Origin of the sequence: Candidatus Coxiella mudrowiae (genome assembly GCA_001077715.1) — a bacterium.
GTDB classification, from domain to species: Bacteria; Pseudomonadota; Gammaproteobacteria; order Coxiellales; family Coxiellaceae; genus Coxiella; species Coxiella mudrowiae.
In genome coordinates this window covers 314,567-329,075 of record CP011126.1, presented here as the reverse complement: position 1 = coordinate 329,075, position 14,509 = coordinate 314,567, and the positions used below count along the sequence as shown (strand labels likewise).

Below are 14,509 nucleotides of genomic sequence, written 5' to 3'. Positions count from 1 at the left end.
TCCTATAACAAAATCCCTGGTCTACCCCCCTACCTCAGGGAATTTTTTATTTCAGAAAATCAGAGTCACACCACACCTATGACACGACTTAAGTTGCGCTTACTTCTTCTATAGTGCTAGTGGTATCGACGCTGCCATACCTTGAGCCAAGGAGCCGCCTAGTCCCAAGTTGTTCATCCACTCTTCCCAACTTTCCAAAACACCAGAATATCCCTTTTACAGCAATTCCTATTGCGGCAATGCCCGCAGCCCAAAAGAGAGAATTCTTTCCAATCTCGGCTAACATCTCCAAGGTATCATCATTCCCACTTTCATCTCGATTAAAAACATTGAAGACAATACCTACAACCCATCATCCTGCCATCACAAACCTTCCAACTAATTGCCATCTTATTTTTTTTTACCTTATGATTTAAATTATAATAATCACTATTATTTAAAAGCAATTTAATCATCCTTCGATTTACGCTTTCTGAGAGCTTATTAAATTTTCTCTTAAAAGGAGGGAGCTTAAGCTCTAAAATAATCTAATTTCCCTATCTCGGCTTTAGAAATATCATTGGAGGATTTCTCTCTGATCCCATTACTGTAGTAACAGTGGAAGAACTGTTCGGATTAACATTTATCTCACAGAGATGGGCATTATTTTCACCAAGTCAATTTTTGCACCATGTCTAAATATCTACAGGTTGTACTTTCGGTAAGTTCACATAAAGAATGAGTACATCATACATCAAGACCTACTTTCGTAGCGGCGTTTACAATACAAACATTACCTTGACCATAACTAAGGTGGGCTATTAATAACAATAATAATAAAAATAATCCGATCAAGAACTTTTTAAACATTTGCCTTTTCTTAAATTCACCATTTTAATAAATTAAGTATAACATCAATAGATCTGTTTCCTTCGTCTAATTTTCGATAGATTTCAATTCGTTCTAAATGCGTCCTATGATTTTTTATGATTTTTTTCTTTATTAAGTTTCTATTAGGATTTCTGTATTTTGTTATCCAATGGAAAAATTAAATCAAAGAGGAAAAATTTTTAAATGCGCGATTCTTCAAGAAAGTCTTCCGGCGAGAAAAAAACTGTTTCTGCTATTTAGTTTTTCGCTACTTCTTATAAGCCACTTAATCTGCAGTGGTGATGAATTGAAGCTAATTAGTACCATAATAGTTTTTTTATCAATGCCTTTGCTCTTTCTCCTTATGAGAACAGTGGAGGCATTTGATCAGAGATTAGAAAGACTCCGAAATAGATTTTTTTGCACCACCAAACTTTCCAGCAGCTGATAACTCTGCTACTAAATCTGGAGGCTGCTCAAGAAAATGAAAATAATAAAGTGGATGAAGAAAATGGGAATGGAAGTAGATCACGAGCCCGAATTAAGGGTCCGTTCGTTATAATGAAGTTAATGGATGAATTTGAAACCTATGCAATAGTTTTTGGAAAAATAACTGCGTCAAAAAAAACTAGACCGCCACCGGCGCTTTAATAGCCGGGTGAGGATTGTAATTAATAATTTCAAAGTCAGCGAAATCGTAATTGTACAACGATGCCGGTTTTCGTCTGATTTTTAATTGCGGTAATTCACGAGGGGAACGCGATAATTGTTCACGAACTTGGTCCAAGTGATTATTGTAAATGTGACAATCGCCTCCCGACCAAATAAATTCTCCTACTTTTAAATCAAATTGCTCAGCCACCATATGCGTTAATAACGAATAAGAAGCGATATTAAAAGGTACCCCTAAAAAAGCATCTGCTGACCGTTGGGTCAATTTACAGGAAATCGTGCTATCAACTATGTAAAATTGAAAAAGCAAATGACATGGCGGCAAGGCCATTTGATCTAATTCCCCTACGTTCCAAGCACTAACAATCAATCTTCGTGAATCAGGATTAGTTTTTATAGTATCAAGGAGTCGTTCCATTTGATCGATGATCCGCCCATCAACACACTGCCAATGACGCCATTGCTTTCCATAAATAGGCCCTAATTCCCCATTTTCATCTGCCCATTCATCCCATATAGTAACGCCATTATCATTTAAATATTGAATATTAGTATCGCCTTTTAAAAACCATAACAATTCATAAATAACGCTTTTTAGATGGATTTTCTTTGTCGTGATTAAAGGGAATCTTTGCTGCAAATCAAACCGCATTTCGTAGCTAAAAATACTACGTGTACTAACGCCAGTTCGATTTTTCTTACTAATACCGTGTTCCAGAATGAAATTTAAAAACTCGAGGTATTGTTTCATCATCCTATCACTACGAGATTTTTTTTTGCCGAAGCTTGCTTCGCCAATGGCATCATATGCATTTGCGCTACCATGGTTGTTAGCAAGATTAACCAAAGTACCCATATATAACGGGCATAATATGCGGCATAGCCACACGTTTAATCAACCAAAATACACTCGCAATGATAAAGCTAGCCAGCAGTGGAATAATTAAGAGGGCTATCATATTTTGAATCAGCCTTCCCGCTGCATCATCGGAAAAGATCATATCAAGCATTCGCGTAATATAATTGTAAACATAAATTAATCCATCTAAAATATGCCTCAGTTCAGTAATATGCCTCAGTTCAGTTCTAAAAAATATCGCCGCCAAAATGAAAGTAATATAATAAGAACGAATTAACGAATTGTTTAATCATTTCAATGTTCCCTGTGCCGATATGCCCACCACAAACCTAACCCGCCGCCGATAATCATTGGTAACGATAGAAGTTGTCCCATAGTCAAACACCCAAATGCAATATATCCCAATTGCGGATCGGGCTGACGAAAAAATTCCACCGTGAAGCGAAATAATCCATAAAATAGTAAGAATAAGGATGTTACCGCAAATCGCGGTCGAAGTTTATCAGAAAACCACCATATAATAATAAAGAGCAAAATTCCTTCTAAAAAGAATTCATAGAGCTGTGAGGGATGACGTAGGAAAGGCCCCACATTGGGGAAGAGCATTCCCCAAGGCGCTGTTGTGACCCGTCCCCATAATTCACCGTTGATGAAATTCCCGATTCTTCCTGCTGCTAAACCTAAGGGCACTAAAGGTACAGAAAAATCGGTTACATACATCCATTGCTTTTTAGTTCGACGGCTGAAAAGCCACATAGCTATTCCCACTCCAATAAGACCACCATGAAACGACATACCTCCATGCCATACTTCAAAAATAGTCAACGGGTTAGCAATAAAATTAAAAAAATCATAAAAAATCATGTACCCTAACCGGCCACCAATAATTACCCCCAACGCACTGTAAAAAATTAAATCGCCAACTTGCGCCGGATTCCACCCTCTCTGGGGTTGACGAGCACGATATAAGGCTAACCCCCAAGCAGATACAAATCCCACTAAATACATGAGTCCATACCAATGCACTTTAATCCACCCTAGTTTAAAGGCTATTGGATTAATATTTGGATAATGAAGCATTATAAACTCCTCAAGCCTATGACTTATTGCAGGGAATTCAAACAGAAATAATCTGAGAAAACTCAGTATTTTTTACCTTCCCGCACGAATTAGCCCCCCCAAACCTGCTTCTTCCAGAGTATTTTCCATATGAAGACGAATATCTTTGGGATCATCCATTTTTAAAACTTCTTCTAATAATTCTTTGGTTTTCTCTAATGAGAAATTACGAATAACCCATTTCACGCGCGGTAATATTCGAGCGTTCATACTCAACATATCAAATCCCATTGCCAACAATAAAACTACGGCCAGAGGATCACCTGCCATTTCTCCACAAATACTAACTGGCTTTCCTGCTTTATGCCCTGCTTTTACGACAATTTTTAGAGCTTGCAAAACGGCGGGATGTAGGCTATCGTAAAGATTTGCTACCCGCGGATTATTACGATCGACGGCTAATAAATATTGAATTAAATCATTACTTCCAACAGAGAGAAAATCTACTCGTTTTGCTAATTCATAAGCTTGGTAAACCGTTGCTGGTACCTCCATCATTAATCCAATTGACGGCAATTCAATTTTCACATTTTCTTCAATTAATTCTTCGTGCGCTTGATTTATCATACGAATAGCCGTTTCTACTTCCCTTACGGAAGTAATCATCGGCAATAATAAGGATAAATTATTTAACCCCTCGCTAGCGTGCAACATAGCACGAACTTGTTGTAAGAAAATTTCCGGATGATCCAAGGTGACTCGAATACCTCGCCATCCAAGAAAAGGATTGTCTTCTTCCACAGTGAAATAAGGTAAGGTTTTGTCGCCCCCAATGTCTAATGTGCGCATGATGACTGGACGAGGAGCAAACGTATTTAACAATTGCCGATACATAATACGTTGTTCTTCTTCGCTGGGAAATCGATCGCGAATCATAAAGGGCATTTCGGTACGATATAATCCCACTCCTTCAGCACCCACGCTTAGCGAAAGCCCTCCCTCGATAGCCAAACCTGTATTAACGTAAAGCGCTAACGCATGACCATCGATTGTTTCGGCAGGTAAGTCACGCAATGCTTTTAATTCTTCATCGAGTTGATGCTCTTCTTGAGCCAGTGCTTTGAATTCTTTTTTAATCTCAGCCGAGGGAGACAAATAAATTTGACCATTATAACCATCCACAATAAGTTCTTGTGAAGATAATTTAAAAAGCGGAGTTCCACGCACCCCCATCACAGCTGGAAGTCCGAAGGCACGCGCTAAAATAGCAACATGAGAGTTATTCGATCCCGTCCCAGATATCACACCTTTTAAACGATCACGAGGAACTTCCATCAGAGAGGTTGGTGTCACTTCATCGCTCACCAAGATGGTATTTTTTGGATATTCCAATTCTTCTTGTTCGCTAAATTGTAAATGACCCAGAACGCGGCGCCCCAAATCTCGAAAATCAGCAGCCCGTTCTCGTAAATAAGGATCCTCCAAAGATTCAAAATGAAGCACGTGTTTTTTAATAACGCGTTTTAAGGCCCCTTGTGCCCATTGTCCTCCTTTAATTTCAGCAATAACTTCATTAATGAAAGTTCGACTATCAAGCAATCGAAGATAAGCATCGAATAGCGCATTTTCTGCTACACTGAGAGAATTTTTGGCTCGCACTTGTAGGCGGTGGATTTCATCACGCGCTGCAGCAAGAGCGGTTTCAAAATCAGAAATTTCTATTTCGATATCTGTAATTTCTTGATCAGGAACCGCGTCCAAATCTGCTGGCGGGTATACAACCATAGCGGTTCCAATAGCCACGCCTGAAGAGCCTGGTATACCAAATAAAACTGTTTCTGTTTTTTTCCGACGCCGTTTTTGAGCTCCTAATTCCTCCAATGCTCTTTTAGCGCGAGCATGAGCAATTTCAGCGGCTAAGTGAACTGCCACAGTGACGCAGAAAGCTTCTTCTTCTTTAGCAAAAGGGCGATTCTCCCGCTGCTGGACCATTAATAAACCCAGCAATTCGCCTTGTTCAATAATGGGAATTCCTAAAAAACCATGATATTCGTCCTCACTTAATTCAGGGCAGCGCTTAAAACTGGGATGAAGAGGCGCATCCGCCAAATTAATAGGTTCTTCCCGCTCGCCAATTAACCCAATTAATCCTTCCCCAAATTTGAGACGTGCTTTGCTAACTTGTTTTCTGTTTAACCCTTGGGTGGCCATTAAAACGTACTCTCCGTGCACATCATCACAAATAAAAATACTACAAGCATCAGCGGGTAAATCTTCACACAATCGTTTAACCACAAGCGTCAAGGCTTCTTCCAAATTCGGAGCAGCATTTACTTCTTGAGTAATCTGGCCAAGAATTTTTAACATCATGGTTGAACAAACTCGAAAAATTCTTTCAAAACGCTACGATAAATCGCGCGTTTAAATTTCACCACGTGATTAACGGGGTACCAATATTCCACCCAACACCACTGGTCAAATTCTGGTTGCGATAAATGAATCAGAGATATGGAGTCATCATCGCCTACCAAACACAACAAAAACCATTTTTTGCCGCTGGCCAATAAGCCCTGCCATTTTCATAACGACGAAATCGTTCGGATAACCGGTAGCGATACCAACTCCGGGTTTCAGCCACGTAAAAAATCTCGCTAACCGTCAAACCTATTTCTTCCTTCAGCTCTCGGACCATCGCTTCATACAGCGTTTCATTTAGGTAAAAGACCTCCTTGAGGAAATTGCCAGGCATTTAAATCTCCTACCCGGCGACCCCAAAATACTTTCCCCTGCTGGTTTACCAGAACCATTCCAACACTCAATCGAAATCCACGTTTGTCAATAACTGGTTGGTCCACTACACCATCTTAACTCATTGTTTCCTTGCTAACGACTTTCCATAACTTTTTTTGCAAGAAAAATTTATAAATAGCACCTCCTCCACTTCTAAGCCGCAACCAACTATTTTGAGTTCTGTATTTTATCCACAGCTTTCCCCACGTTACTCTACTTGCAATTCACACTAAAACACATTATTCTGCATATAATTAAGGAAGAAAATACTCATATATTGTGGGTTCAAGGGAATGAACCAATTCGGTGAGCTGCCAAGCCAGAGATCAAAAAATTTATTCCCAATCAATATTAACCTGTATACAAACCCTATTTTTTATTGGCCAGGAGATTTCATGGAAATAAACACAAACAAAAACAACCAACCGGCTCTTGATTCTCAATCTACCATTCCATTAAACGCTGTTCAGCCTGGTCAATTACACGTAATTAAGCGCGATGGGCGGGTCGTGAAATACGATGTCAGTCGTGTTGCTATCGCAATGAAAAAAGCCTTCTTGGCTGTAGAAGGAGAATTGGCTCAAGATTCCAATCGAGTTCAAGAAATCGTTACCCGACTTACTGAGCAGATTACCGCCATATTCCAAAAGCGTTGGCCATCTGGGGGTACTATCCATATTGAGACAATTCAAGACAAAGTAGAGCTCGCACTGATGTATGCGGGGCTACATAAAGTAGCCCGTGCCTACGTCTTATACCGAGAAGAACGTCGCAAACAACGAGAAGAACAAAAAACACCCCCTCTAGAAAGTGGTATTCGCGTAACACTCGACGATGGTGCCAAAGTTTCTCTGGACGATATGTGGCTAACTCGCATCGTCCATTTAGCTTGCAGTGATCTAGAAGACGTAGATGCCAACAAAATTTTAGAGGAAACAAAGGATAATCTATTTGATGGCGTTGCTTTGAAAGACATTTATAAAGCGTTAGTGATGACCGCGCGGACGCTTGTAGAAAATGAACCGAATTACACCTATGTCACTGCACGATTGCTCTTACACGATCTCTATAGCGAAGCGCTAAATGGTTTAAACATGGCTCATGATTTAATTCATGAAGAAATTGCCCACTATTATCCTAAAGCCTTTAAAAAATTTATTCAAAAAGGAATCGAGACAGAGCATTTAGATCCCAATCTAAATAACTTCGATTTAAATCGCTTGGGCCAAGTTTTAAAGCCTGAATGCGATCAGCAATTCACCTATTTGAGTTTGCAAACGCTGTATGATCGTTATCTAATTCATCATCATCAAGTACGTATCGAACTACCTCAAGTTTTCTTTATGCGTGTAGCAATGGGATTAGCTCAATCGGAAGGAAAAGACCGCACCGAACGGGCAATTGAATTCTATAATGTTCTTTCCTCTTTTGATTTTATGACTTCAACACCGACATTATTTAATTCAGGCACGCTCTTCCCTCAACTTTCTAGCTGTTTTTTAACTACCGTACCCGACAGCTTAGAAGGTATTTACGGCGCTCTTAAAGATAACGCTTTATTATCTAAATATGCCGGCGGTTTAGGTAATGATTGGACCCCAGTACGCGCAATGGGCGCTTATATCAAAGGCACTAACGGAAAATCATTGGGAGTTATTCCTTTTTTAAACGTGGCTGACGCTACTGCTATTGCCGTGAATCAAGGAGGAAAACGCAAAGGTGCTGTTTGTGCTTATTTAGAAACCTGGCATATGGATATTGAAGAGTTTTTGGACTTACGCAAAAACACAGGTGATGACCGTCGCCGAACTCACGACATGAATACAGCCAATTGGATTCCAGATTTATTTATGAAGCGAGTCTTTGAAAATGAGTCTTGGACTTTGTTTTCCCCCGATGAGGTGCCGAACCTACATGATAAATTTGGTGAATCTTTTGAAAAGACGTATGTCGAATATGAAGAAAAAGCTCGTCGAGGTGAAATTCGTGCGAAAAACATTTCCGCTGTTTCATTGTGGCGCAAGATTCTTAGTATGCTTTTTGAAACCGGCCATCCTTGGGTGACGTTCAAAGATGCCTGCAATTTACGCTCGCCCCAACAACATGTCGGCGTCATTCATAGTTCCAATTTATGTACAGAAATAACTTTGAATACCTCGATAGATGAAATTGCTGTTTGTAACTTGGGCAGTATTAATCTCGTCAATCATATGAAAGAAGGGAAATTAGACGTTGAGAAATTGGCTCGCACTATTAAAACGGCAATTAGGATGTTGGATAATGTCATCGATATTAATTACTACAGCGTGCCACAAGCGCGTAATTCTAACCTTAAACATAGACCCATCGGCCTGGGTTTGATGGGCTTCCAAGATGCCTTGTACATACAAAAGATTCCTTATACTTCTGAAGCAGCCGTACAATTTGCAGATCAAAGCATGGAAATAATTAGCTATTATGCTATCCAAGGCTCGATAGAATTAGCTAAGGAACGCGGCACCTATGAAACTTTCGTAGGCTCCTTGTGGAGTCAGGGCATTTTACCAATCGACTCTATTCAATTGTTGAAGAAGAATCGCGGAAAATATTTGGAACAAAATACTCATCAGACGTTAAATTGGGATCAATTACGTCAGGAAGTCAAAACTTATGGAATGCGCAATTCCAATGTTATGGCAATTGCACCTACAGCAACGATTTCCAATATTTGTGGAATTTCTCAATCCATTGAGCCCACTTATCAGAACTTATTTGTTAAATCGAATTTGTCGGGCGAGTTTACGGTCATAAATCCCTATTTGGTCAAAGAACTTAAAAGTCGCCATTTATGGGATAACGTTATGGTGCATGACCTCAAATATTATAATGGTAGTGTGCAAAAAATAGATCGGATTCCTTTAGAACTTAAGAAGTTATATGCGACGGCGTTTGAAGTGGAACCGCAATGGCTAGTTGAAACAGCATCGCGGCGACAAAAATGGATTGATCAAGCACAATCACTTAACTTATATATGGCAGAACCGTCGGGTAAAAAACTCGATGTTCTTTATCGTATGGCCTGGATGCGGGGATTGAAAACAACCTATTATCTACGCAGCATGGGAGCGACCGGAACGGAAAAGGCGACTATTCATGATGCAACACTAAATGCGGTCACAGATCAAACTGCTCCGAATGCCTGCTCAATCGATAACACCGATTGCGAGGCCTGTCAATGAAAAGTCAATCTCAAGCAGTTATTTTTACGAGAGCGGGAATTCGTGGGAAAGAATGACAATGCTGGCACCCCCAATTCCCGTTTTCCAAGAATGGCTGTATCTATCCGAAGCTAAGAAGGAGAAGAAAGATGTCAAACTACCAAGAAACCAGCAACCTACTCAATTGGGGCGATTATCATGATCCGAACCCCTTGAGCGATACTTCAGAAAAACCTGTTGAGAATAAACGAGTAGCCACTTTAGAGGACAACTCCAACCTGGAAGATGAAGAGGGTGGCGGGGAATCAGGGAGCAGCACCCCTCATAGTGGGGCAACAGGATTAGAACAGCTTGAAATGGGAGCTTCACGGATCCAAGTTGACGATAAAAAAATTATTAATTGCCACGCTGATCTTAATCAATTAGTTCCCTTCAAGTACAAGTGGGCATGGCAAAAATATTTATCCGGCTGTGCCAACCATTGGATGCCTAATGAGATTAATATGACGGCAGATATTGCCTTATGGAAAGATCCTCATGGGCTAACCGCGGACGAACGAATGATTGTGAAGCGAAGTCTTGGTTTCTTCTCAACGGCGGATTCTTTAGTAGCCAATAATTTGGTATTGGCAATATACCGGCATATCACCAATCCTGAATGTCGCCAATATATATTGCGTCAAGCATTCGAAGAAGCCTTACATACACATGCTTATCAACACATCATTGAAAGTCTAGGATTAGATGAGGCGGAAGTTTTTAATATGTATCGGGAATTGCCCGCAGTGGCTAAAAAAGCTGCGTGGGCACTGCCTTTCACTCAAAGTCTTGCAGATCCTGCTTTTAAAACTGGAACTCCAGAAGCTGATCAGCGTTTATTGCGAGATTTAATTGCATTTTATGTAGTTTTTGAAGGACTTTTCTTTTATGTAGGTTTTACTCAAATTCTTGCCATGGGGCGACGCGGTAAAATGACTGGTACTTCAGAGCAATTTCAATATATTTTGCGCGATGAATCAATGCATGTAAATTTTGGTATTGATGTGATTAATCAAATTAAGATCGAGAATCCTCATTTATGGACGAAAAATTTTCAAGAAGAAGTCACTAAAATAATTCTAGAGGGAGTAGATCTTGAATATCAGTACGCTAAAGACACCATACCACGAGGCATCTTGGGATTAAACGCCGAAATGTTTAAAGACTATCTACAATACATTGCTAACCGTCGTTTTTCTCAAATTGGCTTATCCGAACAATTTCCTGGCTCTAAAAATACTTTTCCTTGGATGAGTGAAATGATGGATCTTAAAAAAGAAAAGAACTTTTTTGAAACTCGCGTGATTGAATACCAAGCTGGCGGTACGCTAAGATGGGATGAATAAAAAAACTTTAGAAAACCACTCACGTTTAAAACAGGTTGCCTCTGCAGCCTGTTTTGGTTTTATCAAATTGAAATAATTTATTTTAAAAAAAACGAGCTATTTTATCCTTCCACGGCTTGTCCGCGGGACGTCGAAATTGTGCGGCCGCGAATAAAAACAAAATAGATATTTTTATTTTATCACGCGTAGAGACAAAATTATTTTAATATTTCTTAATCTTTATTCCGTATACTCGTATACCTAAAGTTAAAAAAATTGGGGTATAATAATTTGATTTTTTTAAAATTTACAATGAAAGTATGGGATTATCTATTTTTTTCTATTAAAAAATTTCGACATAACACCAGAAATAATAAAACTTGAATTAAATAAATTACAAAAAAAATCCTGAAAGATTTTTACAAAATTTATCTATAGATTAGATTATGAAAATATGAAAAATTCCTACTTATTGCGTAAATCTGAACTATGAAAGTGGGTCTGGCAAATAAAAAGCATATCACTCGATTCACAAGAATCGCACTTAAAAACTTAACATCGTCCAAATTGCAAGCAGTTACTTATTGCATTGATTAAATAATTACCACAGAAAATGGGCTGATCCTTTTATTTATTGGGTGATCTGTTTACGTAATTCAAACCTATTTTCTAACTATTAGATAATCTTTCATCCGCCTTATTTTTTCGTCAGAAAGTTAAAATAAAAACTTCCAACATCTATCTTAACATAATTACGGAAACTTTCCATTATAGTTCTTGGGAATTTTATAATGCCGTTAAAGGAAGGTTGTAAGAAAAGCAAAAGAAAAATCCTTACTTATATTGGCTATTGGCCTGGAACTTACCCTACTTTTATAAAAGCCCTCCATTTTAAAAACTTTGAATTAGCTTTTTAACTAATAAATGAACTTCCGAAAGATGAATATCAAGTCTGTTTAATCCAATCTAAAACTCTATCTATTTTTAATATTTTAAAAAATACTAGCTTTTTTTGAATCTCGCATCATCTTGGAAAGTTGAAATTTTTAAAAATGCCGACTCTTCTTTTCATAAAATCTGTAAATAATCTCCTAGAATCTCAGCGTCTAAATCTAATAAATGGAATTATCATCAAAAATTTAAAAAAATTGGAGTTTCAGAAGTTCCAACTCCTAAAAAAATATAGTTCTATTCATGCTCTTTATTTAATGTTTGAATTTTCTAAAGAAAACTAAATTATATCCCTGTAATGAAGTCTACCTTGGCAATATTTATCACACGAAACCATACTCCAATTATAAAGCTAAACTACTCAATTCTTATTTAGAAATTATTATTTTCTTTGATCAATTAATATCTCAAGAAAATTATTTATCCTTAAAAAAATTCTTTAGAGAAATTAAAAGGATTTTTTATTAATTACCTAACTCTCCTTTCTTCCATTAATGGACTGACGCGCTTTAATACCTACTGTGAATTACGCAGATATAATCTCTATTTATAGATTTTCAATATTCTTACCAAGTCAAATCATAGGAAATATAACCTGACTCAAGCTATGAATTATATATTTTCTCAGCTTATTCCTTCGCTTTACAATTTGAAAAATATTCTCTTAGCTCATTTGACTATATTAGGAAGCTATTTAAAGGAGATTTTTGATAAGCTAATGGAGTATCCATTAAATAGAAATCAAATTTCAAGAAAAGCAGTAATAGGAATTTGGTTCACCCAAACTGATTTAGAAAGAGTAATTTTAGAATAATTTAATTTAGCGATATACAAATATTATAATTCTGATTTTTCCAGAAAGAAAGAATAACTCCTAAAAGAAAAAGCCATTTTAATTATTATACAAAAACATAATTACTTCTTGAAGAAGATTAAAATAAAAAAAGAAATAAAAAATATAAAAAAATTAAAAGATAAGAAAGGAGTTACTTCCATGAACTCCAGATCTAGTAAAATTCCTACACATTCAAAGAAAAAAGAACAAGAAAATTTTTACGATTATTAAAATTTTTATTTAATTTTGATCGTAATCTTCTGAATATTAATTTTTTCCAGATAGTATTTATAGATTTGAAGATAATATTTTTTTTTGAAAAAGTAGCATTATTAAAATGTAATTTTAATAAGTCGAAAATTTAAATTTAAATTTTAAAAAAAAATAAGTTTTAATCTAAGGCAGTGAGCTTTAGGAAGAGTATTGGAATCATTTAACATACCAATGGAGTTGTGCTCTAATTACTTTTTTTAGAAATAGAATTATCAAATTAGGAGTTATCTAGAAAAATCTGTCAATTTCATATGCTAAATGAATTAAATTTTTAAGATGAATATGCTAGGCACAAAGAGATTTTTCCCTCATTTGAAGATATAGGGAACCCCAAAATAGCCGAAGTTGGATCTCGTCTCTTTACCCGAAGATTTACTCATTCGAAAAGCTCTGACAATGACTATGTTCTTTATTTAGACCCTGAACTAATGAAAACTTTTGATGCCCTAGAAAATCAAATTTTAAAGCATTTAGAAGAAAACCAAGTGCCATATAAATCAGAGAAAGGATTGTTAAAAACTTATAGAAATAAAACCTACATGTATACCAAAGTTTATTTTCCATTTGAACAAAAAAATGGATAAATTTTTGGAATTTATTTAACTATAACAACCAACCACATTTCAGAGATTGATCTAGAATTACGTTGGCTTAATCTTGGAGTCCAACGTATTGATAATGAAGGAGGTTAGGCTTTATTGCCAGGAGGATACAATGAACTTTTTTCAAGCGATTGTCTAAAAATACGTTTCACTGTCTCCCTTCCAAGAAATAATAAATACATCAGATTATAAACAAATTAACCTAGTAGGCTATTGTTTACGAATGTTTTCAAAAGTATTTTCATTATCTTTTAAGGTAGAATTTTGACCCGAATGGCTTGAATTTCAATCAGATAAAGAAAACTGTAACCTTATGAAACAATCTTTGGAAAGAATTCTTTCCAAAGAAAATTGCTCCAGCTACGGAATATAAAAAATATTTATAACAAACAGAATTTTTAGAATCTACTTTAATCAACGAAAATTAGTAAAAAGAGTTAGAAAAATAAGAAAAAAATTATTAAAATTTTCACCTCCCTCCTCTCTTACTAGACCTCTTTCATCAATGTCATTTTTAAGTGATTGACTTCCAAATTGAAATTTTGTACCAATAACTTCATATAATTTACTCACAATGAAATCAGGAAACTAATCGTAATTATTAGTAGAGAACCTTTTTATTTTTCTTATTTTATTCCCATAGGCAAGATGTTAGAAATAGGAAGAAATATTTTTTTATCATTAAATTATTTTTTAAAAAAAATAGAATTAATAGAATTAAAAGCATCTTATTAATAAAGTCTTAATCTCTCTTTTTAAATAGAAAAATACCAATCGGAAAAAAATTACATCTTAAAAAAATTACTCAACTATTTTATAGTCCACTTAAGAATTTATTAATAATAAACTGATATAATATATAGTGACATCATCTTGATCACGCAGCGTATTTTATGCAGAACGGCCGGCGATACTCTGTTTACCTGGAAAATTAATTAAAAATTCTAATAATATTATGCTATTGGAAACTAACCCCCTCAGGATAAAGAAAACGGTTAGCTAATTTTTTTTATCAAATTCTTCCTCTTTCTTCCTATATTTAAAACCTTATCATAAAT

9 protein-coding genes are annotated in these 14,509 nt (G+C 36.5%); 2 read left to right on the top strand and 7 right to left on the bottom strand.

Annotated features, from left to right (window positions below):
* Nucleotides 1–88: 88 nt before the first annotated feature.
* The 7 genes from CleRt_RS01580 to CleRt_RS13870 form a co-directional block, all read right to left on the bottom strand.
* Nucleotides 89–286 carry a hypothetical protein gene (locus tag CleRt_RS01580; protein ID WP_048874939.1) on the bottom strand — a complete coding sequence of 66 codons (198 nt, stop codon included), beginning with the start codon at nt 284–286 and terminating at the stop codon, nt 89–91.
* Nucleotides 287–726: 440 nt separating this feature from the next.
* Nucleotides 727–849 carry a hypothetical protein gene (locus tag CleRt_RS13035; protein ID WP_306686767.1) on the bottom strand — a complete coding sequence of 41 codons (123 nt, stop codon included), beginning with the start codon at nt 847–849 and terminating at the stop codon, nt 727–729.
* A 628-nt stretch (nt 850–1,477) separates the two neighbouring features.
* A complete protein-coding gene (locus tag CleRt_RS01570; protein ID WP_048875757.1) occupies nt 1,478–2,272 on the bottom strand; it encodes a thymidylate synthase in 795 nt (264 codons plus the stop codon).
* 402 nt (nt 2,273–2,674) lie between these two features.
* Nucleotides 2,675–3,460, bottom strand: a complete 786-nt coding sequence (gene lgt / locus CleRt_RS01560) for a prolipoprotein diacylglyceryl transferase (protein WP_048874937.1) — start codon at nt 3,458–3,460, stop codon at nt 2,675–2,677.
* Nucleotides 3,461–3,532: 72 nt separating this feature from the next.
* A complete protein-coding gene (gene ptsP / locus CleRt_RS01555; RefSeq protein WP_048874936.1) occupies nt 3,533–5,806 on the bottom strand; it encodes a phosphoenolpyruvate--protein phosphotransferase in 2,274 nt (757 codons plus the stop codon).
* A gap of 157 nt (nt 5,807–5,963) precedes the next feature.
* Nucleotides 5,964–6,131: an NUDIX hydrolase gene (locus CleRt_RS13875; protein ID WP_371440246.1), complete on the bottom strand. Its 168-nt coding sequence runs from the start codon at nt 6,129–6,131 to the stop codon at nt 5,964–5,966.
* A 16-nt stretch (nt 6,132–6,147) separates the two neighbouring features.
* Nucleotides 6,148–6,294, bottom strand: a complete 147-nt coding sequence (locus tag CleRt_RS13870) for an NUDIX hydrolase (protein WP_371440245.1) — start codon at nt 6,292–6,294, stop codon at nt 6,148–6,150.
* Nucleotides 6,295–6,624: 330 nt separating this feature from the next.
* Here CleRt_RS13870 and CleRt_RS01545 point away from each other — a divergent pair, with 330 nt between their 5' ends.
* Together CleRt_RS01545 and CleRt_RS01540 are read left to right on the top strand one after the other, a co-directional pair.
* Complete coding sequence (locus CleRt_RS01545) at nt 6,625–9,447, top strand: ribonucleoside-diphosphate reductase subunit alpha (RefSeq protein WP_048874935.1); 2,823 nt, start codon at nt 6,625–6,627, stop codon at nt 9,445–9,447.
* 128 nt (nt 9,448–9,575) lie between these two features.
* A complete protein-coding gene (locus CleRt_RS01540) occupies nt 9,576–10,811 on the top strand; it encodes a ribonucleotide-diphosphate reductase subunit beta (RefSeq protein WP_082160399.1) in 1,236 nt (411 codons plus the stop codon).
* Nucleotides 10,812–14,509: the final 3,698 nt, after the last annotated feature.

Coding starts and splice junctions, on each gene's coding strand:
- CleRt_RS01580 (WP_048874939.1), bottom strand. CDS start 286: ATGTTAGCCGAGATTGGAAAGAATTCTCTCTTTTGGGCTGCGGGCATT.
- CleRt_RS13035 (WP_306686767.1), bottom strand. CDS start 849: ATGTTTAAAAAGTTCTTGATCGGATTATTTTTATTATTATTGTTATTA.
- CleRt_RS01570 (WP_048875757.1), bottom strand. CDS start 2,272: ATGAAACAATACCTCGAGTTTTTAAATTTCATTCTGGAACACGGTATT.
- lgt (WP_048874937.1), bottom strand. CDS start 3,460: ATGCTTCATTATCCAAATATTAATCCAATAGCCTTTAAACTAGGGTGG.
- ptsP (WP_048874936.1), bottom strand. CDS start 5,806: ATGTTAAAAATTCTTGGCCAGATTACTCAAGAAGTAAATGCTGCTCCG.
- CleRt_RS13875 (WP_371440246.1), bottom strand. CDS start 6,131: ATGGTCCGAGAGCTGAAGGAAGAAATAGGTTTGACGGTTAGCGAGATT.
- CleRt_RS01545 (WP_048874935.1), top strand. CDS start 6,625: ATGGAAATAAACACAAACAAAAACAACCAACCGGCTCTTGATTCTCAA.
- CleRt_RS01540 (WP_082160399.1), top strand. CDS start 9,576: ATGTCAAACTACCAAGAAACCAGCAACCTACTCAATTGGGGCGATTAT.